The sequence below is a fragment of the Enterobacter sp. R4-368 genome, from assembly GCF_000410515.1.
Lineage (GTDB): Bacteria > Pseudomonadota > Gammaproteobacteria > Enterobacterales > Enterobacteriaceae > Kosakonia.
Genome location: NC_021500.1, coordinates 1,948,995 through 1,966,797, shown reverse-complemented (window position 1 = coordinate 1,966,797; position 17,803 = coordinate 1,948,995). Strand labels below are relative to the sequence as shown.

The following is a 17,803-nucleotide window of genomic DNA, read 5'->3' as shown; positions in this document are numbered from 1 at the left end:
TTTACGCCTCGTCGGTTTTGTAGAACGGATAATCGGTATAGCCTGCGCTGCTGCCGCCAAAGAGCGTGGCGGGATTGTTTACGACCGCTAAGGGAAGGTGATTCCTGAGCCGGTACGGCAGGTCAGGGTTGGCAATGAACGGGCGGCCAAAGGCAATCAGGTCGGCCAGACCCGCCTTAAGGAGTTTGTCCGCTTTGTCCTGGGTATAATTTCCGGCGACGATAAGCGTGCCGCTGAAGGTGGCGCGTAATGTTTGACGAAAATCATCAGGCACCTGCGGGGCATCGTCCCAGTCCGCCTCTGCCAGGTGGATATAGGCGATACCTCTCTTTTCACACCATGCAGCCAGCGCGAGGATCGCGTCAGTCACCTGCGGATCGTTCATTCCGCGCTGGGTGATGAACGGGGAAAGGCGTATGCCCGTGCGCGTATTGCCGATAGCGTCGCTGATGGCTTCCAGCACCTCCTGCGCGAAACGGATCCGGTTAGCCAGGCTGCCGCCATACTCATCGGTACGTTTGTTTGATGTCCGGCGAAGAAACTGATCGATCAGATAACCATTACCGCCGTGCACCTCAACACCATCAAAACCGGCGTTAATGGCGTTTACTGCGGCCTGCCGGTAATCAGCAATGATCTGCTGAATATCGGCATGCTCAAGTGCCCGCGGCACCGGACAGTCGACCATATGTCCTTCACCCTGCTCATCCACCACCCATACCTGGGCATCGGGCGCGAGCGCAGACGGCGCGACCGGTTTGCCGTCTTTATGGAAACCCGCATATGACATGCGCCCAACGTGCCAGAGCTGGGAGAAGATAATCCCGCCTGCACGGTGAACGGCTTCGGTGGTGAGCCGCCATCCTTCAACCTGCTCAGCGGAGTGCAGGCCAGGTGTCCAGGAGTACCCCTGCCCCTGAGGTGAAATCTGCGTGGCTTCGGTAATAATCAATCCCGCGCTGGCACGCTGCTGGTAGTAAGCCGCCATTAGTGCGGAAGGAACGTTTCCCGGCTGTAACGCCCGCGCCCGCGTCATCGGCGCCATCACGATCCGGTTTTTCAGGTTGAGCGCCTTCAGGTGGTAGCTCTCAAAAAGTGTACGATTTCCCATTTTCTGTCCCCCGTAATGAATCTTTAAAAGCACTTTACGCGGCGTCAGATATTTTGATAATGGCATTAAAATATGATTCTCTTTTCAGGATTACTGAATAATGGGAAAGCTTGAAGATATGGCACTGCTGGTTGCCGTGGTGGAGGCGGGCGGGCTTTCAGCCGCCGGTCGCCGGATGGGGCTTTCGCCGGCAACCATGACCGCAAGGCTGAAGGCGATTGAAGAGCGTTATCAGACCCGGCTATTCCACCGCTCCACCCGCGCTATTACCATGACGCGTGCGGGTGAGGAGTTCTATCACGCTGCACTGCGCGTACTGGATGAAATGAACCATGCTGAGTCGCTGCTTACGCAAAAAGAAGGGGTGCTCAGCGGTAATATCCGCATTTCGGCCCCCTCCGATTTTGGCCGACAGTATCTCAGCCCGGCCCTGCTTGATTTTTCCCGGCTGCATCCGGCAGTGAAAAGCTCGGTATACCTGGGCGAAAATGTCGCCGATCTGGTCGCCAATCGTCTGGACATGAGCATTCGCTTCGGAAACCTGCCAGACAGCAGCCTGGTAGTCAGAAATATCCGCCCGAATCACAGGGTACTGGTCGCTTCCACTAACTATCTCCGGACAGCAGGCACACCAGCGGCCATTGAGGATCTGCACAACCACCGATGCCTTGCGCTGGAACTGCGCGGAATGGTCATGAACGAATGGCGTTTTGAGCATGACGGTAAACAGAGCGCAGTACGCTTTACCCCAGCCATGATATGCGACGATGGTGCGCTACTCCGCCAGTGGGTGCTGGCGGATGCGGGGATTGCCAGCAAGTCATGGTGGGATGTAAAGCGCGATGTGGAACAGGGGAGGCTGCACCTGCTGTTTGCTGAAAGTTTTATTGGGTTCAGCCGCTTTGATAAAAAAAATGTCGGGCTGCAATTTGTCTATCCACAGCGACGGTTGCAGCCGCTGCCGGTTACCGCCTTTACCCAGTTCTTCATTGACTGGTTGGAAAATGAGTAAAACTCGCCGACCAGCTCCCGGTTTTTTAACTCGCCGTTGCGTTAGTCATGGGCGTTTTTTGCACTCAGCAGATGATCGCATAACGTACATCGTGCTCATTAGTCAGGGATGTTCATTATCGCGAAAGGTATGAGTGAGTCTTTTGTGGTTGTGGTTCGCGATCGCTCTGCCAGGGCGGCATGATAACGACGTATGGGGGCCTGGAAACGGGAAGGAAAAACCAGGCTTCCCGCATAATGGGGAAGCCTGGCGGAGCGTTACAGTGCGGCGGCTTGCGGGAAATCCACAACCGTGTCGTTGACGCGGTTAATCATATTGGTAAACAGAATGGCGCTGATAGCGCTGATTATCTCGACAATCTGACGATCCGCGAAACCGGCGCTGCGCAGCGATTCAACCTTTTCTGCCGGCAGCGTACCGTGCGTGGTGACCACGGTTTTTACGAATTTCAGCAGCGCGTCAATGTGCGCATCTTCAGGGAATTCGCCACGGCGCAGCTGTTGCGTTTGTTCCACGCTATAACCCGCCATTTTTCCTGTTAACGTATGCGCGGCCAGGCAGTAGTCACAGCCGGAAATTTCACTGACCAGTAAGTTGATTGCTTCCAGCTCTTTTTTATTCAGCGAACTTTTTGCCAGTGCGGCATTATGTTGTAACGCCTGAGCAAGCATATCCGGGGCAATGCCAATGGTCTGGTAGGCATTAGGTACTTTACCCATCGCTTTCTTAATGGCACCGAAAAGATCGGCGGTTTTATCGGTAGCGTTTTCGGGTTGAATGGATGTTAAACGGCTCATGATTATCTCCTGTCAGTGTATGGGTTCCGCCGTATCGGCGATGTGCTCATCATAGGGAGATAGCTTGCGGGTAACTGTTATACATCGTCTCTATTTTTTGTCTTATCGTCTCAGAGGGAAGTGTGGATAGCCTCAGCCAACTGCTTGCGATGCTGGCGCCACTATGCGCTGTAAACCTCCACTGCCGCTTTGCCGGGCGGTGGGAAGCCGACCATCAACAACTCGCGCCTGGCGTGGTGCCCTGGCATGTGGTTTTGCACGGCGAAGCGAGGCTGATGGTAGAAGGCAGAAATGTGGATGTGTGCGCAGGCGATGTGCTCCTGCTTCCCCACGGTTCGCCGCATCTGCTTCAGAGCCTGGTCGAGTGGGGGCAGATTGTTCCGGCGCTAAAGCATGACAACGGCATCCTGACAGAAGTCCGAAGCCCGGCGAAGGGCGCGGCGGTGGAAGTGCTGTGCGGTGAATTTGATTTTGGCCCGCACAGCGGCTGGTTGTTTGCCCATGAAAGCCGCCTTATTCATCTGCAAACAAACCACTGGCAGGCGTGTCCTGAACTGGAAATGTTGCTGATGATGCTGGTGCGGGAAAGTCTCGGTTCGTTGCCGGGGAATGCGACGATTGCCAAAGGGCTGGCCGATACGCTGCTGGCGCTGATCTTGCGTCTGTTGCTCGCACTACATGAGCCGCCCGCCGGTCTGCTCAGGCTGATGAGCAATAAACGGCTTGCTCCCGCGTTGCTGGCCGTCATCGCCGATCCTGCGCACCCGTGGACTCTGGAAACCATGGCCGAACGATGCTTTTTATCCCGCGCGACATTTGCCCGCTATTTTGCCCGCAGCTATCCGCTTACGCCGCAGGCGTGGCTTTCCCAGCTGCGTATGGCGATGGCCTCGCAGTTACTCATTACGCACGCGGGTTTAACTATCGACGCCATCGCCGAACGATGCGGGTTTCTTTCGCTGTCCTCGTTTTCGAAAGGGTTTAAGCGGCTGTATGGTGTGAGTCCCGCGCAATACCGAAAACGCCGAACCCATCTGCTAACGCCTCAGCCATAGCGGCTGTGCATGCAAAAACGGGCTGGCAAAAATCGCCAACCCGTTTAAAGATTTTGCTCACTGAAAACCATCAATGATTAAGCACCGCTGCTCAGGGTCATGACGTTAAGATCGGCGAGCCCGTCAATGGCGCTGACTAACGCCCTGAATGGCGCAGCCTGGCTATGTTGCTCCAGCATTTTTGCCGATGCCCAGCGCTCAATCATCACGAACTGGTGGTCGTTTTCACGGTTGACATGTAGCTGATAAGAGAGACAACCCGGTTCGCCCTGCACATCGCGTTCAACGGTTTTAAGCGCCCCGGCCACCTTTTCACGGCAACCGGCATGGGCGGTAATGGTCGCAACAACCGTTACGGTATCGTTCATTTTATACTCCTGATTTCATGAGAAAGTTCAGGTTAGTCTACGCCGCCTGCCAGCATAAAAAACCCATTTCTGGCATTAGCTCTTTCACCGCAGGAATGAAAATCGGTATGAAACCTCAGCGGCCGGTGCGCAGCGACTGCGGCGGGATACCGTAACCACGCACGAAAACTTCCCGCATATGGCGACGATCGCGAAAACCGGCTTCACGGGCAATCGTATCCAGCGAAAGCCGGCTTTGCTCAATCATCAGCCTCGCCGCTTCCAGCCGTAATCCTTCAATCGCTTTCGCTGGCGATTTACCCGTCTCCTGGCGAAACAGGCGGCTGAGCTGGCGGGCGCTCACGTGAACCGCATCGGCCAGCAGTTCCACCGTCAGCGCTTTTTTCAGATTATTGCGGGCGTACTCCAGCGCGCTTTGCAGCCGATCCGAGCGCGGTGCCAGCGCCAGCATTTCAGAGTGCTGCGTCTGCCCGCCGGAGCGGCGTTGATTCATCACCAGCCGGTGCGCGACGACACGGGCTGCCTCGGCACCCAGATCTTTTTCCACCATGCCGAGCGCCATATCCAGCCCGGCCGTCATTCCGGCGGACGTCCAGATACGATCATCAATGATAAAAATACGATCGTCTTCAAGCTGAACGTCAGGATGTTGCAGCACCAGGCTTCGGGCATGCGCCCAGTGCGTGGTGGCGCGCTTTTTCTCCAGCAAACCTGCCTGCGCCAGCACAAATGCGCCGGTGCAGATCCCCGCGATGCGGCGCGCCTGTAGCGCGGTGGTTTGCAGAAAGTGAACAATGCCAGCGCTGGCCGGTTCATCCACAGGCGACAGCACACCCGCGACCAGCCAGGTGTCGATTTGCGTGACGCTTTCCAGCGCTCGGGACTCGACGCCAATACCGGATGAGGAATAAACAGTGCCGCCGAATTCTGAGTAGACCGTTGGCTGATAAAACGCTTCACCGGCAACCATGTTGGCGAACTCAAACACCGTCAAGGTGGACAGCGCCAGCATCTGAAAATGGTCGGAAATAAGTAATCCAATTTTGTGCATCGCGACACCCTTTAACATACGCTTGCGGCCTGCAAAGCCTGGCTCCGAACGCGTAATCGTTCAGAGATCCATAAACTGATAAGCGCCAACAGTAAAAACAGGACTGCGCTTAGCATCACACCATAAAAGCCGAACAGCGGATAGAGCCATGAAGCGACCGCCGAGCCAAAACCAATGCCGCAAAACATAAATGCGCTGGTCAGGGCGAGCGAGATCCCGCGTGTCGCCGCCGACGCGATCTCGACAATCCGCCGCTGCTGGGTTGGCCACAGAAGATCGGTAGAAAACGCCCACAGCACCAGTAACAAATAGAGCAGCGCCAGCTTACCGGGCAGGATCATAAGCAGCAGCATATCCAGCACCAGCATAGTGATGCCAGTGACCAGTAACCGTTCGGCGCTATAACGGCGTGCGGCGCGGCCAACAAACAAGTTCCCCAAAATCCCGGCAACACCAATCACCGTCAGCGCAACCGAAACACTGGCGGTATCGCCCTGCCAGCGATCGCGGATCATCGGCGAAATAAAGGCATACATGTCATACACGCCGGAGGTAATGAAAAAGACCACCAAAAACGCCGCTAGCGATTTGCCATCCATTAACACCTGTCCTACCTGGCGTAAACGGATGTCCACCCCTTTAACGATGTTCGGCACCGAGAACCAGACGGCCAGCGCGGTCAGCACACTCACCAGCGCGACAAGGGCAAATAACGTTCTTGCCCCCCAACCATTTGCGATCCACGCCGCCAGCGGAATGCCGACCATACTCGCCATGGAGACGCCGAGCAGGATCGTGGCAATAGCGCTGCCGCGTTCATGTTGTGTGACGAGTTCTGCGCCGAGCGCCACCAGCACCGGGCCAATCAGCGATGCGCCCAGCCCCATCACCACACGGGAGATAACCAGCGCGGTGTAATCGGGGGCGATGGCGAAAATAAACGCCCCGAGGCCGAACACCAGCATCCCGGCCAGCACCTGGTATTTGCGCATCATATGACCCAGAAACACCTGCGCCAGCGGTGCGCTGATGGCAAAGGTCAGGCCGAAAATAGCGAGTAAACGCGCGCTTTGACCATCGCTTAACCCCCATTCATGGGAGATGGCGCTCAGGCTGCCCGCTACCGATAGCGCCCCCGTGGCCTGAATAAAATACGCCAGGCTCAGCGCCCACAGCGCGCGTCGTTGCGCCAGAGATAACCGATTATTCATCATTCACTCCCGCTGCGGGGCCCAGGCCCCGCAATTCGATTACGCCACAGGGATCGGGTTGTCCACCATCGCCTGGTTAAAGGCGTTGACCATCTCATGTTCGTTCGCACCAGGGTTGGCGCGCGCGGGCAGCACACTATCGACAATGGCTTCAATGGTATCGGTGCCCAGCTTGTCGAAGGTCTGCTGGATAAAGTCCGGCAGCGGCATCGCACGGGTGTCGCCACTTTTATAGATCAGGTCGGTATCCACCCACGGCGGCGAAATTTCGATAACCTTGATGCCAAAATCCTTCAGCAGGAAGCGCTGGGACAAGGTGTAGGAGTGGATCGCGGCTTTGGTCGCCGAATAGAGCGCGTTACTGACGAGCGGTAAGAACGCCAGAATCGAACTGTTATTGATAAGTACCGCGTCCGGCTGCTTTTTCAGATGCTCAATAAACGCCGCGCTTACCCGCACCGGGCCTAACAAGTTGGTGTCTAACAGCGTGGTGGCCATCGCGTCATCAAGTTCCCCGGCGGGGTTGTCGAACGGCATAATGCCCGCATTGTTGATAACCACGTTCAGCGCCGGGTAGCGCGACAGCACCTCATGCGCCGCCGCTTTGATGCTTGCGGCCTGCGTGACGTCCAGCACCACGGAATCCATGCCTGGGTTGGCTTCTGTGACGCTATCCAGCAGCGCTTTTCGCCGTCCGGAGATGATCACTTTATTGCCCAACTGGTGAAATTTTTCCGCCATCGCGCGGCCAATGCCTGAAGTGCCGCCGGTAATAAAAATCGTATTGCCTGTCAGTTTCATAAAGAAAGCCCTCGGTTTGAAATGGATGTTCAGTGCGTGGTAGCCGGGCGGTAGCGCTCAGCCGGTACGTTGCTGGAGAGATTGGGCAGCATGGCCTGTCGGCGCTGTTCCATTGCCTGCCAGTCCGCGTCGTTGTGCAGTGAGGGGATGGTGACAAGCTCACCCTGGGCGAAGCCAACCAGTGCGGCGTCGACCAGATCGTAAGCACTCATCACAATGGATTTATCCAGCTGTTCCAGCGGCAAACCGCCGTTGTCCCAGAAAGGCGTTGCTGTTGCGCCGGGTAACACGGCCTGGATCTGAATGCCTTTCTCCGCCAGTTCATGATGCAGCGACTGGCTAAACGCCAGCACAAAGGCTTTCGTCCCGCCGTAGACCCCGTTCAGCAGTTCCGGTGCGATGCCGACAATCGAGGAGATATTGATAATGGCGCCCGCGCCGCGTGCCACAAAACCGGGAACGACCGCGTATGTGAGGCGGGTCAGGGCAGTAACGTTGAGGTTAATCATCGCCTCCATCTGATCAACATCGCTGGATAACAGCGGCGTGTGTGTCCCGACGCCGGCGTTGTTCACCAGCAGCGTGATGCTGGCATCCTCACGCAGCTTCGCTTCCAGCGCCCGCAGTTGTTGGGCATCGTTTAAATCGGCGGCAACGGCTTCCACATTGCGGGTGGTATCCGCCGTGATGTGGCTGGCCATCTGGTTCAGGCGGTTTTGGTTACGGGCGACGATAATCAGGTCATAGCCCATTCTGGCCAGGCGGTTGGCGTAAATCGCGCCAATACCGGTTGATGCGCCGGTGATAACAGCCGTGCCTTTGTGCGGTTGTGTAGCGATGGTCATGCAAGACTCCTTGGGTTCAGCAATGAATGCGATGGAAGCATCATAAGCAAACCCTGCATGTCTTAAATGACGTTTATAGGCGTGATTTGGGACATCTGGTGACGTCTGTCGCCGTGTTGTTTTCACTGTAAGCCTGAGGCTTGTCGCGTGCGCTTTTCAAAGGGCGGGCGGAGAGTTGTCTACGCTTAAAAGAAACAGCATGGTGAGGAGCGCGGATGAGCAAGAAGATTATGCAGGAGTACCTGGTGCTGGGCGGTAAGCATCATGGCGAGGTGTGGCGCGGTGTTTACCCGGCCATGGGGCTGAACTTATCAAAGCATGATGAGCGTTACGGGCAATTTTTCGACCGGGAAGGGCAGCAGAAAATCGAGCTGTCACGCAAGGAGCAATATTTCATCTCTGAATGGATCTCCCCGCAAGGCCAGACTTTTTTGTTAGCCACGGCGGAGGATCTCACAGAATTTGATATTGAAGAGGAGATTGAACGGATTACGCCGCCGCTGCGTCCGCTTGATGGCGCGGTAGAGGACTGGATTTAAGCGTTGGCGAAAAATCCACGGTGGCACGTGGATTTTTTCAGGATGGTTATATTGGCCGCAACGCAGTTATCCCTGTTTTTTATTCCAGTACGCTGCTTATATTTCCTGATATTTCATAAAGCCTCTATAAATCTTTCGCGTTACGTAATCCATTTATCACTATTATTAGCCGAGCCTTTTAAATGACAGGTTAATAATAAAATAAAACTTTAGGATTATATTATTTCCTGTTAGGAATGCCGTTTACAGAACAATGTAATATCTTTTTGTTTTCTCATTAATTTTGCGAGATAGATCAAATAGAGTGGAATTCACAGTGGACACCAATATTCGCTCTGCATGACTATTGTTATCGATGTAGCACCTCTGCGTCATCTCCAGGGAATATTTGAGATAATAATTAGAATTTTGCTTATTAAGCGTTCTCCCGCTTCTTCATGGTTTTTATTTATGAAGAAGCGGATTTATTCACGTAACGCATGCCACTCACTTATTTGCTTGCTATTTACAAAGGGAATTTTCAATGAAGAAAACATTGCTTGTGCTGTTTATTCCGGCCATCTGCGGTAATGCCTGGTCGCAAAGCCTGACGGTTGAACAGCGCCTGGCACAGCTGGAAAAAAAGTTACAGGAAAATGCCGTTGAATTATCACAGACCAAAGCGGCATTAAAACAGTATCAGGAAAGTGAATCCGAAAATAAAAGTAATAAACCTGTAACGACGGTCGTTAATAAACAAATCACAAACAATACCGCAGCGGAAAAAACAGCGCCAACGCTGAAAGAAATTAGCAAATTTGTCAAAGAAGATATCGGTTTTACCTATTCCGGCTATCTTCGTTCCGGTTGGGGCGCTGCCAGTCATGGATCGCCACAACCTTATGCCGTTGGATCCGTCGGACGATTTGGGAATGAATATTCCTCGTGGTTCGATCTGCAATTCAAACAACGCGTCTACGACCAGAATGGAAAAACAGCCCATGCGGTGGTGCTGTTCGACGGCAATGTGGGTGAGCAATATGGCGACGCCTGGTTTGATAAAGATGCAGAAAGCCGACTGCAATTTTCTGATATTTACCTGACCACCAAAGGGTTTCTCCCCTTTGCGCCGGAAGCGGACTTTTGGGTCGGTAAACACAACTTACCGAAATATGAAATCCAGATGCTGGACTGGAAAAGCCACCTCACCGAGAGCGGCGCGGGTGTGGGCATTGAAAACTGGCAACTTGGCGTAGGGCAGATCAATGCCGCGCTGGTGCGTCAGGATTTGAATGCCCATGCGGTGAACTATCCTGCCCCCAGCGAGGCGCTGCAGGTGAATACCAATACGCTCGATGTACGCTACAACAATATCCCGCTGTGGGATAACGCGACGCTGGCTCTGCTTGCCCGTTATTCGGTGGCAAACAAATCCGACACCTATAAAAACCGTGAGGATAACGGCAGTTACTACAGCATTAAAGACGCGTGGCTGGCCGGTGTGGTTGTTCGCCAGGAGCTTACTGCGGGCGGTTTTGAGGAGTTTACTGTACAGGCGGCGGATAACTCGCTCGCCAGCGGCTTTGCTCAGCCATTTGGCCCCAGCCCAACGTATGGTTATGGCGACAACTACTATGGCGAGCACAGCTACGGTAAAGCGTTTCGCCTGATCTCGCAGGGCGAAGCGTACCCGTTCTCCCATGTGGTAATGGCGCATGCGCTGATCTACTCGGCGGGTAACGATATTTACAGTTACGATACCGGCGCGCATACGGATTATCACAGCTTCCGTGCGGTGGTGCGCCCGGCGTGGATTTGGGACAGCTATAACCAGACCGGGGTGGAGCTGGGATGGTTTACGCAGACCAACAAGCAGCAGGGCGTGAACTATCATGAGCAGGGTTATAAAACCACGCTCTACCACGCGCTGAAAGTCGACACCAGCCTGCTGGCTTCGCGACCGGAGATCCGTTTTTATACGACGTATCTTCGCGCGCAGGATAACGGCATCAGCCATTTCCAGTTTGGCGACCAGAAAAAAGATCAGCTAGCGGTGGGCGTTCAGGCCGAAGTGTGGTGGTAACAGCTCAACGTTGCGGCGCAAAAGTGCGCCGCAACGCGTGGGTTAAATATCGAGAAAGCTCCCAAGCCGGTAGCCGCGCTCGGCAATCGCATATTTCAACGACACCGAGGTCAGCACGTCCAGTTCCGTTAAGCGCGGGTAACAGTAACTGCTCTGGCGCACGGTGTTATCGATAAATGCCGGGTGGCACATGATCTCCAGCGAGCTTTCTCCTCGTGCGTTAGAAGCATCCAGAGCCTGTAAAAAGAGCGCTTCGGAAATCGCTTCGCCGTAAAACGCACTGCTAAAACTCTGGGTCGTGCGCAGTGAGGCGGGTAGCCCGAAATCTGGCGGCAACGCGGGGCGATCGATGCGCAGCGCCACGCCGCGCTGTGTGGCGAACGCTGCGACGATGGGCAGGATCTGCGGGATCATATGCACATGGTGATGGCTGTCCAGATGCGTCGGTTCCCGGCCAAACAGGGCGATAAACCGTTGATACTGTGCTTCCAGTTCACCGGCTATCTCTTCCAGCGGTAGCGCATCCTCCTGCGCCAGCTGCCAGATCCATTTCCCCAGTTGCCCGTCACGCGTAAGTCCGGGCATGGGCGTCAGCGGTTTACCTAACGTCAGCGCAAAGTGCAAGCCGACGCCGAGCAAAGGCTCGCGCTGGCTCAGCCCGGCGGCATGTTCCACCGCATCGCCGTTGACCAGTGCGGTCGTTGAGGTGACAACACCATGGCGAAAGCTGTCGATAATGCCGTAGTTCTGCCCTTTGCTGAGACCGAAATCATCCGCGTTAACAATCAGTAAGCATTCCATAGCCCGTCCCGGTTAATGATGTTCAGCTTTCAGTTGCGCAAGGGTACTGGCAAAGTTTGGCAACCATTTTTCGTGGGCGAGCAGCATTTCGCGCGCCAGGATTTCCGCGTCGCGATCGGAGTGGATCAGCGGGCTAAGGCTCAGCGCCAGCAAGACATCGTTCAGCTCGCCGCTGAGTGCCGCTTTGCTGGCCGCCACTTCAAAACCTTTAATGGTGTAGATAAGCCCCAACACTTTCTCATCAAAGTGGGTGACGCGCGGGTGCGGTGTTGCGCCGTTGCGCCCCAGCGTACAGGTCATCTCTACCGCCCAGTCCGCCGGGATATTGTCGATATGCCCGTGATGCGGAATATTCACATAGTGCTCGGTTTGCTTGTCGTTATAGATAGCGTTGATCACTTCACAGGCCGCATCGGAATAGTACGCACCGCCGCGCTGCTCAAGCTCTTTCGGTTTGACCTTCAGCTCAGGATCTTTGTACAGCTCAAATAGCTGTTTTTCGACTTTCTGTACCACCTGCGCCCGCGCGCCGCCTTTGTAGTACTCGCCCATCTCAATCGCCAGCATCTCTTTTTGCTTAAAGTAATAGAGCAGATAAGAGCAGGGCAGCAGGTTGAGTGAGCGGATCAACCCTTCGCTAAACGGCAGGTCGAAAATGTTCTTCACCGAGGAGGCTTTCAGCCTGCCGGAGGCCACACCGTCGAGCAGCTCCGCAAAACGCGATTCACCATTAACCAGCACATCTTTAATAAACACCATGTGGTTAAGGCCAAACAGATCCATGGCAACATCATCGCTGCTGCTAAGACCCAGCACGTCATGAATAAACATCTTCATGCCGACCGGAATATTGCACACGCCGATAAACTTTTTAAAACCGGTGTGGCGATACACCGCTTCTGTGACCATTCCCGCCGGGTTGGTGAAATTAATCACCCACGCATCCGGGCAGATCTCCTCGACATCTTTGATGATGTCAAAGATAACCGGAATGGTGCGCAAACCTTTAAACAGCCCGCCCGCACCGTTGGTTTCCTGGCCCAGATAACCGTGACTAAGTGGAATACGCTCATCCAGCTCGCGGGCTTTAAGCTGGCCGACGCGCAGTTGCGTGGTGACAAAATTTGCCTCGCGCAGCGCTTCACGGCGGTCCAGCGTTTTAAACAGTGTTAGCGGGATGCCGGCTTTATCAATCATGCGCTGGCAAAGATCGAAAATAATATCCAGCTTCTCTTTTCCGTCCTCAACATCGACCAGCCATAATTCGGTGACCGGCAGTTCGTGGTAGCGCTTAATAAACCCTTCCAGTAATTCCGGGGTGTAGCTGCTACCGCCGCCGATGGTGACGACTTTTAATTTCTGCTTCATGATTTCTCCCTTCGTGTCAGACACGGTGGTGTAAAACGTTCAGCCCGCACGCCGTTACTGGTTGATTTCCGTTAACCTTTTTCGGTAGCTATTGGGGGTGAATGAGGTCATTTTCTTGAATGTTTTAATAAACAGGCTTGGGCTGCTGTAACCCGACTCATAAGCAATATCGGTGACCGAATAGTTGGTCATTTCCAGCTGCTTCTTGGCGAAATCAATGCGGATTTCATTGATGATCTGCATCGGCGTTTTGCGGTAATAACGCCGGGTGGCGCGGGTCAGATACTCCTGCGATTTCGCCGCCAGCTGCACCATATTTTCCATCGCGTTTTCGCCAAACTGCGTTTTATCGTGCATTGACTCAATGGTGGTTTTTAACCACTGCGGTGTGTCATCCACCACCTGCTCTTCACGGTAGTGGCGCAGGCGGTTAATGACATAAAAGGTCACCGCCTCGATAAATTCGTCCAGCCCGGTTTCGCGGAAATTGAGTGAGGCGATAACGGTTTCCACATAGCTCAGAAAAGCGCTGCTGGCGCGGTAGGCCTGCGAGGCGACAAAACAAAATGGCAGCAGGGCAAGATAATGCTGTTCAAAAAAGCGTTTACTGATCCCCACATTGAGTATCCGCGTCGCGCCAAATTCATAGAAACTTTGGTGGTGCGAACCCAGCGGGATAAAAACGAAGTCACCGCGTTCAAGCAGCACGCGCTTACCATTAATCTCCTGGTAATAGCGGCCGGTTAATACCAGCGTGAATTCGTAGTAGTCGTGCTGATGCAGCCCGCTGGCGCTCTCCGTCTTGTTGTAGATAAACACATGGAAATTTTTACCGTTAAACAACTGCTGTTCGTGAACGGTTTTGATCCCCAGCGTGTTGATCGAAGGCTGCATTATTCACTCCTTGTTATTTCAGTTTTTCGTGAAGCTCAATCAGTTCCGTTATCAGCTCGCGCGCCAGCATGGATGTCATCAGATGATCCTGCGCATGCACCAGTACCAGGCTCACTTTCATCCGGCCTTCGCCCTGATCGCCCTCAATCAGTTTAGTCTGCACCAGGTGTGCTTCGTTGAGCGCCAGCCTTGATTGCTCCATCAGCGCTTTTGCGCCGTCAAAATCACCCTGTTTAGCCTGTTTCAGTGCGGTGTAGGCCAGGCTGCGCGCGTGCCCTGAGTTAATGATTAAGCCCATCACCACTTCTTCCAGCGCATCGGCCGGGGTGGTGCTCTCCAGGATGGTATCGAAATCGAACATCGTTGCTCCTCGCGTGGTTTCCGGCGGGGGCCACCCGCCGGGTTCGGTCAGAATTTCAGTGCATTAGCGATATCTTCTTCGCTCTCTTCCTGCTCAATGGCGTTCTGCGCTTTGTTGGCGACCATCACGAACGGCAGGTAAACCAGCGTCGCAATGCCTAAGTTGAACAGCGCGAGCAGCAGCGCGGCGATACTGCCGTTGGTGTTAAAGAATGCGCCCAGCCCGGTTGGCATTGTCCACGGTGCAATGTTGGTGATCGGTGGAATAAAGCCGGTGTAGTAGGCCAGCAGCGTAATGGCGGCAAGTATCGGCTGCACCAGAATGAAGGGGATAAACATCACCGGGTTCATGATGATCGGCAGGCCGAACAAAATCGGTTCGTTAATCTGGAACAGGCCGGAAGGCAGGCCCAGCTTCGCCACCTGGCGGTAATCCGCGCGACGTGAAGCGAGGAAGATGGCGATAATCAGCCCCAGCGTTGCGCCGCTGCCGCCCAGGAAGATATAGGAGTCGAGCATCGGTTTCGCCCAGACATGGAACGTTTTACCCGCTGCCAGCGCCGCTTCAACCGAGCCATATTGTTGATAGACAGAAATATTTTCCAGCGCCCATGGCGTCATGATGCCGCTGTCCAGCGCGGTCAGCGCCAGCGAACCATGGATGCCGAAAAACCACAGCAGCGGCACAAACAGTACATATGCCCAGCCGACCACACTGCCCAGCGAAGCCAGCGGCGTGGAGATGGTGTCCATGATAATTTGATGGAAATTGGTGCCGTAGTGATTCAGCGCCCAGGCGATAATCCCCATAATCGACAGAATAATAAAACCGGGGATCAGCGCGGAGAACGAGCGCGCCACCGAAGCCGGTACACTGTCTGGCAAGGTGATCACCCAGTTGCGTCGCACAATAAAGGTGAACATTTCCGCCACGGCCAGGCCAATGATAATCCCGGATATAATATTCGCCCCGCCTAACCAGTTTGCGCCAACGGCGTAAGATTCACCGACGCTATACGGCGTGACGGTCATAAACGCGGCAATCGATAACAACCCGGCGGCCAGCGCATCCACTTTGCGCTCTTCCGCCAGCGCCATGCCGATAAAGAAGGGGGCCATCAGCGACATAATGCCCAGCGTGCCGTTATAGACGTTGCCGCCGATGCCTTTAAAACTGTTCAGCGTTTCAATGGTCGAGGCATCCAGCCGAATGCCCAACGAATAAAAGAACGATCCTTCGCCAAAACTCAGGAACACGTTATTAATTAAGACAAACATCGCCCCGGCGAGGGTCAACGGCATTAAGCGGATAAAGCCGTTTTTAATGGCGTTAACATGTGGCTGTTTGCCGATTTTTACCGCAAAAGGCACCAGTATCTTTTCAAGTGAAGCAATGGCATTACTCATAGAAAAATACCCTTAAATACCGCAATGCAACATTGCGGTGAATGTGTGGGATCACTGTGTGATAAGCGAACGCAAAACGTTTAGTTGGCGGCGGCTTTTTTTATTGCCGCCACGGCGGCCTTCAGAACACCTAAACCATCGACTTTGCCGTACAGCGAGGCGTCGATCACTTCGACAGGCTTATTGGGAAGCAGACGCTGGATATCCGGTAACATCCAGGCGATTTGTGGACCTAATAAAACAACATCGGCCTGCGGGCCTTTTTCACTGGCGAGTGTCTCGGGAAATGCTTCAATAATGACCGGGACTTCATATTTTTCCGCCTGGGTGCGCATCTTCGACACCAGCAATGATGTCGACATGCCCGCAGAACAAAACAGGTAAATATGTTTCTTTTCCATAAAAACGACCCTCATTGTCCGATGATCCGCCAGCCGGACTCGTTTCTCTCTCTTCGTACTGGCGGTGCGCCTAACCAAAATGACTTTTTTCTTCGGTTGAAACAAGTATACGGGAGGGTTATCGGTGCGGGTATTTCATAAGGCTCCAAAATTGTCTCTGGTTGACCTGGTGCTTTGCGGGCCTTCACATTTTGGGCAATTTATCGTTAAAGAGGTGGGTCAGGCGGGGATAAGTACGGTTCAACTATTTCTGGATGGCACTGCGTAGCTGCGCAAAAAGGGGCTGCGAGGCGCCGCCATTACGCTGCGGGTAATGGCGGCAACACGCATTATCTCAGCATGGCGACTAACGCTTTCGCCACGGCTTCGGAACTGGCCGGGTTTTGCCCGGTGATAAGTTTCCCGTCTTCGACGACGAACGGTGCCCAGTTCGGCCCTTTGTCATACTCCGCGCCGAGCGCTACCAATTCGTCCTCCACCAGAAACGGCACTACGTTGGTCAGCTCAACATCCGCTTCTTCGCCGTTAGTAAAGCCGGTCACTTTACGGCCTTTCACCAGCGGATCGCCGGCGGCGGTTTTCACATGGCGCAACACGCCCGGCGCGTGGCAGACAAAACTCACCGGTTTACCGGCACGTTCAAATGCTTCAATCAGCGCAATCGAAGTGTCGGATTCCGCCAGATCCCACAGCGGGCCGTGGCCGCCGGGGTAAAAGAGAGCGTCAAAATCCCCGACGCGTATGCTATCGAGTTTAACGGTGTTAGCCAGCGCCTGCTGGGCCGCCGGGTCGGCTTTAAAACGGTGGGTCAGCTCGGTCTGAAAATCCGGCAGATCGCTTTTCGGATCGAGCGGTGGCTGACCACCGGCGGGCGAGGCGAGCACAACCTCGGCACCCGCGTCTTTGAATACGTAATAAGGGGCGGCGAACTCTTCAAGCCAGAAACCGGTTTTTTTACCGGTATTACCCAGTTCGCTGTGGGATGTCAGCACCATTACTATTTTCATGTTACCTCCGTCGTGATGCGTTATCAGCGGCATTACCGTTGCCATACTGAATGAAATATCGTTCAGTAAGCATAGCGATGAATATCGGCTTTACCGGAATTGTCGGAAAACTCCAGGTCTAAGCGTTACAGTATTCACACTTTATTACACGTCGCTACACCACTAATTACTTTCGTTAATTCGTTTCGCTGTGGGTGAATATTTTATTATGCATTGTGGTCCGTTTTTTCTTTTATTCAAAGAAATGTCTAATCCTGTAAATAACGCCAGTCTGACAAAGTTGTTATAAAACTGTCAGCCGCTGGTCAGCATACGCTGCGTAATATCGCTTACGTTGAAACATCATTATTCCCCCCTCTTTTATGCGGAGCTTTATTATGAAAACCATTATTAACACCGTGCTTGCTGCAACACTGTTTAGTGCTATCTCTTTCGGCGCGTTTGCCGCGCAACCAGTCACCGACGATAGTGGCCTGGTGCCGATGGGCACCATTTCAATTGCCAAAGCCGATACGGTTGCGGATCTCGAAGCGCAAGTTCAGCAAGCCGCTGAAAAAGATAATGCGAAATACTATAAAATCATCTCCGCCGGTGGCGATGAGTATATTTATGGTAATGCGATTCTGTATAAATAATCGCGTGCAATACCCCCCGATCTTTCATTCGCTAAAGACCGAGGGTAATTATTCAGACACTGAACAGGGCGCCGTGCA

At 53.9% G+C, this 17,803-nt stretch carries 19 protein-coding genes; 5 read left to right on the top strand and 14 right to left on the bottom strand.

The features are described from left to right. Position 1: 1 nt before the first annotated feature. The gene (locus H650_RS09265) at positions 2-1,111 is read right to left on the bottom strand and encodes an alkene reductase (protein ID WP_044489719.1); all 1,110 of its coding nucleotides are present in this window, start codon (positions 1,109-1,111) and stop codon (positions 2-4) included. 100 nt (positions 1,112-1,211) lie between these two features. Between H650_RS09265 and H650_RS09260 the strand changes: the two genes are divergently transcribed. Beyond that, positions 1,212-2,123, top strand: coding sequence for a LysR family transcriptional regulator (locus H650_RS09260; protein WP_020455013.1), 912 nt, complete (start codon positions 1,212-1,214; stop codon positions 2,121-2,123). Positions 2,124-2,380: 257 nt separating this feature from the next. Here H650_RS09260 and H650_RS09255 read toward each other — a convergent pair whose 3' ends face one another. Next, positions 2,381-2,920, bottom strand: coding sequence for a carboxymuconolactone decarboxylase family protein (locus tag H650_RS09255; protein ID WP_020455012.1), 540 nt, complete (start codon positions 2,918-2,920; stop codon positions 2,381-2,383). Positions 2,921-3,042: 122 nt separating this feature from the next. On the opposite strand from H650_RS09255, the gene H650_RS09250 reads away from it, so the two are divergent. Beyond that, complete coding sequence (locus H650_RS09250; RefSeq protein WP_020455011.1) at positions 3,043-3,975, top strand: AraC family transcriptional regulator; 933 nt, start codon at positions 3,043-3,045, stop codon at positions 3,973-3,975. 77 nt (positions 3,976-4,052) lie between these two features. Here H650_RS09250 and H650_RS09245 read toward each other — a convergent pair whose 3' ends face one another. The 5 genes from H650_RS09245 to H650_RS09225 all read right to left on the bottom strand — a co-directional run bounded on the left by H650_RS09245 (position 4,053) and on the right by H650_RS09225 (position 8,251). After that, a complete protein-coding gene (locus H650_RS09245; RefSeq protein WP_020455010.1) occupies positions 4,053-4,343 on the bottom strand; it encodes a putative quinol monooxygenase in 291 nt (96 codons plus the stop codon). Between the two features lie 115 nt (positions 4,344-4,458). Then, on the bottom strand, positions 4,459-5,394 hold the full coding sequence (locus tag H650_RS09240; protein ID WP_020455009.1) for a GlxA family transcriptional regulator: 936 nt from the start codon (positions 5,392-5,394) through the stop codon (positions 4,459-4,461). An 11-nt stretch (positions 5,395-5,405) separates the two neighbouring features. Then, positions 5,406-6,605 carry an MFS transporter gene (locus H650_RS09235; protein ID WP_020455008.1) on the bottom strand — a complete coding sequence of 400 codons (1,200 nt, stop codon included), beginning with the start codon at positions 6,603-6,605 and terminating at the stop codon, positions 5,406-5,408. Between the two features lie 39 nt (positions 6,606-6,644). After that, entirely contained in the window at positions 6,645-7,406 is a 762-nt protein-coding gene (locus H650_RS09230) for an SDR family oxidoreductase (protein WP_020455007.1), read from the bottom strand. 29 nt (positions 7,407-7,435) lie between these two features. Next, positions 7,436-8,251, bottom strand: coding sequence for an SDR family NAD(P)-dependent oxidoreductase (locus tag H650_RS09225; RefSeq protein WP_020455006.1), 816 nt, complete (start codon positions 8,249-8,251; stop codon positions 7,436-7,438). A 215-nt stretch (positions 8,252-8,466) separates the two neighbouring features. On the opposite strand from H650_RS09225, the gene H650_RS09220 reads away from it, so the two are divergent. Both H650_RS09220 and H650_RS09215 read left to right on the top strand, forming a co-directional pair. Beyond that, positions 8,467-8,790, top strand: a complete 324-nt coding sequence (locus H650_RS09220) for a hypothetical protein (protein WP_017459235.1) — start codon at positions 8,467-8,469, stop codon at positions 8,788-8,790. 523 nt (positions 8,791-9,313) lie between these two features. Continuing rightward, on the top strand, positions 9,314-10,852 hold the full coding sequence (locus H650_RS09215) for a carbohydrate porin (protein WP_020455005.1): 1,539 nt from the start codon (positions 9,314-9,316) through the stop codon (positions 10,850-10,852). Positions 10,853-10,894: 42 nt separating this feature from the next. Here H650_RS09215 and chbG read toward each other — a convergent pair whose 3' ends face one another. The 7 genes from chbG to H650_RS09180 form a co-directional block, all read right to left on the bottom strand. Then, positions 10,895-11,653: a chitin disaccharide deacetylase gene (gene chbG / locus H650_RS09210; protein WP_020455004.1), complete on the bottom strand. Its 759-nt coding sequence runs from the start codon at positions 11,651-11,653 to the stop codon at positions 10,895-10,897. A gap of 12 nt (positions 11,654-11,665) precedes the next feature. Further along, positions 11,666-13,021, bottom strand: a complete 1,356-nt coding sequence (locus H650_RS09205) for a 6-phospho-beta-glucosidase (RefSeq protein ID WP_020455003.1) — start codon at positions 13,019-13,021, stop codon at positions 11,666-11,668. Between the two features lie 54 nt (positions 13,022-13,075). Beyond that, entirely contained in the window at positions 13,076-13,915 is an 840-nt protein-coding gene (gene chbR / locus H650_RS09200; RefSeq protein WP_017459239.1) for a transcriptional regulator ChbR, read from the bottom strand. Between the two features lie 13 nt (positions 13,916-13,928). Continuing rightward, entirely contained in the window at positions 13,929-14,276 is a 348-nt protein-coding gene (gene chbA, locus H650_RS09195; protein WP_020455002.1) for a PTS N,N'-diacetylchitobiose transporter subunit IIA, read from the bottom strand. 47 nt (positions 14,277-14,323) lie between these two features. Then, a complete protein-coding gene (chbC, locus tag H650_RS09190) occupies positions 14,324-15,682 on the bottom strand; it encodes a PTS N,N'-diacetylchitobiose transporter subunit IIC (RefSeq protein WP_020455001.1) in 1,359 nt (452 codons plus the stop codon). A gap of 80 nt (positions 15,683-15,762) precedes the next feature. Next, positions 15,763-16,098 carry a PTS sugar transporter subunit IIB gene (locus tag H650_RS09185; protein WP_071925221.1) on the bottom strand — a complete coding sequence of 112 codons (336 nt, stop codon included), beginning with the start codon at positions 16,096-16,098 and terminating at the stop codon, positions 15,763-15,765. 314 nt (positions 16,099-16,412) lie between these two features. Further along, complete coding sequence (locus H650_RS09180) at positions 16,413-17,090, bottom strand: type 1 glutamine amidotransferase domain-containing protein (protein ID WP_044489471.1); 678 nt, start codon at positions 17,088-17,090, stop codon at positions 16,413-16,415. 377 nt (positions 17,091-17,467) lie between these two features. On the opposite strand from H650_RS09180, the gene H650_RS09175 reads away from it, so the two are divergent. Next, positions 17,468-17,725 carry a YdgH/BhsA/McbA-like domain containing protein gene (locus H650_RS09175; protein ID WP_020454999.1) on the top strand — a complete coding sequence of 86 codons (258 nt, stop codon included), beginning with the start codon at positions 17,468-17,470 and terminating at the stop codon, positions 17,723-17,725. Positions 17,726-17,803 lie beyond the last annotated feature (78 nt).

Coding starts and splice junctions, on each gene's coding strand:
- H650_RS09265 (WP_044489719.1), bottom strand. CDS start 1,111: ATGGGAAATCGTACACTTTTTGAGAGCTACCACCTGAAGGCGCTCAAC.
- H650_RS09260 (WP_020455013.1), top strand. CDS start 1,212: ATGGGAAAGCTTGAAGATATGGCACTGCTGGTTGCCGTGGTGGAGGCG.
- H650_RS09255 (WP_020455012.1), bottom strand. CDS start 2,920: ATGAGCCGTTTAACATCCATTCAACCCGAAAACGCTACCGATAAAACC.
- H650_RS09245 (WP_020455010.1), bottom strand. CDS start 4,343: ATGAACGATACCGTAACGGTTGTTGCGACCATTACCGCCCATGCCGGT.
- H650_RS09240 (WP_020455009.1), bottom strand. CDS start 5,394: ATGCACAAAATTGGATTACTTATTTCCGACCATTTTCAGATGCTGGCG.
- H650_RS09235 (WP_020455008.1), bottom strand. CDS start 6,605: ATGAATAATCGGTTATCTCTGGCGCAACGACGCGCGCTGTGGGCGCTG.
- H650_RS09230 (WP_020455007.1), bottom strand. CDS start 7,406: ATGAAACTGACAGGCAATACGATTTTTATTACCGGCGGCACTTCAGGC.
- H650_RS09225 (WP_020455006.1), bottom strand. CDS start 8,251: ATGACCATCGCTACACAACCGCACAAAGGCACGGCTGTTATCACCGGC.
- H650_RS09220 (WP_017459235.1), top strand. CDS start 8,467: ATGAGCAAGAAGATTATGCAGGAGTACCTGGTGCTGGGCGGTAAGCAT.
- H650_RS09215 (WP_020455005.1), top strand. CDS start 9,314: ATGAAGAAAACATTGCTTGTGCTGTTTATTCCGGCCATCTGCGGTAAT.
- chbG (WP_020455004.1), bottom strand. CDS start 11,653: ATGGAATGCTTACTGATTGTTAACGCGGATGATTTCGGTCTCAGCAAA.
- H650_RS09205 (WP_020455003.1), bottom strand. CDS start 13,021: ATGAAGCAGAAATTAAAAGTCGTCACCATCGGCGGCGGTAGCAGCTAC.
- chbR (WP_017459239.1), bottom strand. CDS start 13,915: ATGCAGCCTTCGATCAACACGCTGGGGATCAAAACCGTTCACGAACAG.
- chbA (WP_020455002.1), bottom strand. CDS start 14,276: ATGTTCGATTTCGATACCATCCTGGAGAGCACCACCCCGGCCGATGCG.
- chbC (WP_020455001.1), bottom strand. CDS start 15,682: ATGAGTAATGCCATTGCTTCACTTGAAAAGATACTGGTGCCTTTTGCG.
- H650_RS09185 (WP_071925221.1), bottom strand. CDS start 16,098: ATGAGGGTCGTTTTTATGGAAAAGAAACATATTTACCTGTTTTGTTCT.
- H650_RS09180 (WP_044489471.1), bottom strand. CDS start 17,090: ATGAAAATAGTAATGGTGCTGACATCCCACAGCGAACTGGGTAATACC.
- H650_RS09175 (WP_020454999.1), top strand. CDS start 17,468: ATGAAAACCATTATTAACACCGTGCTTGCTGCAACACTGTTTAGTGCT.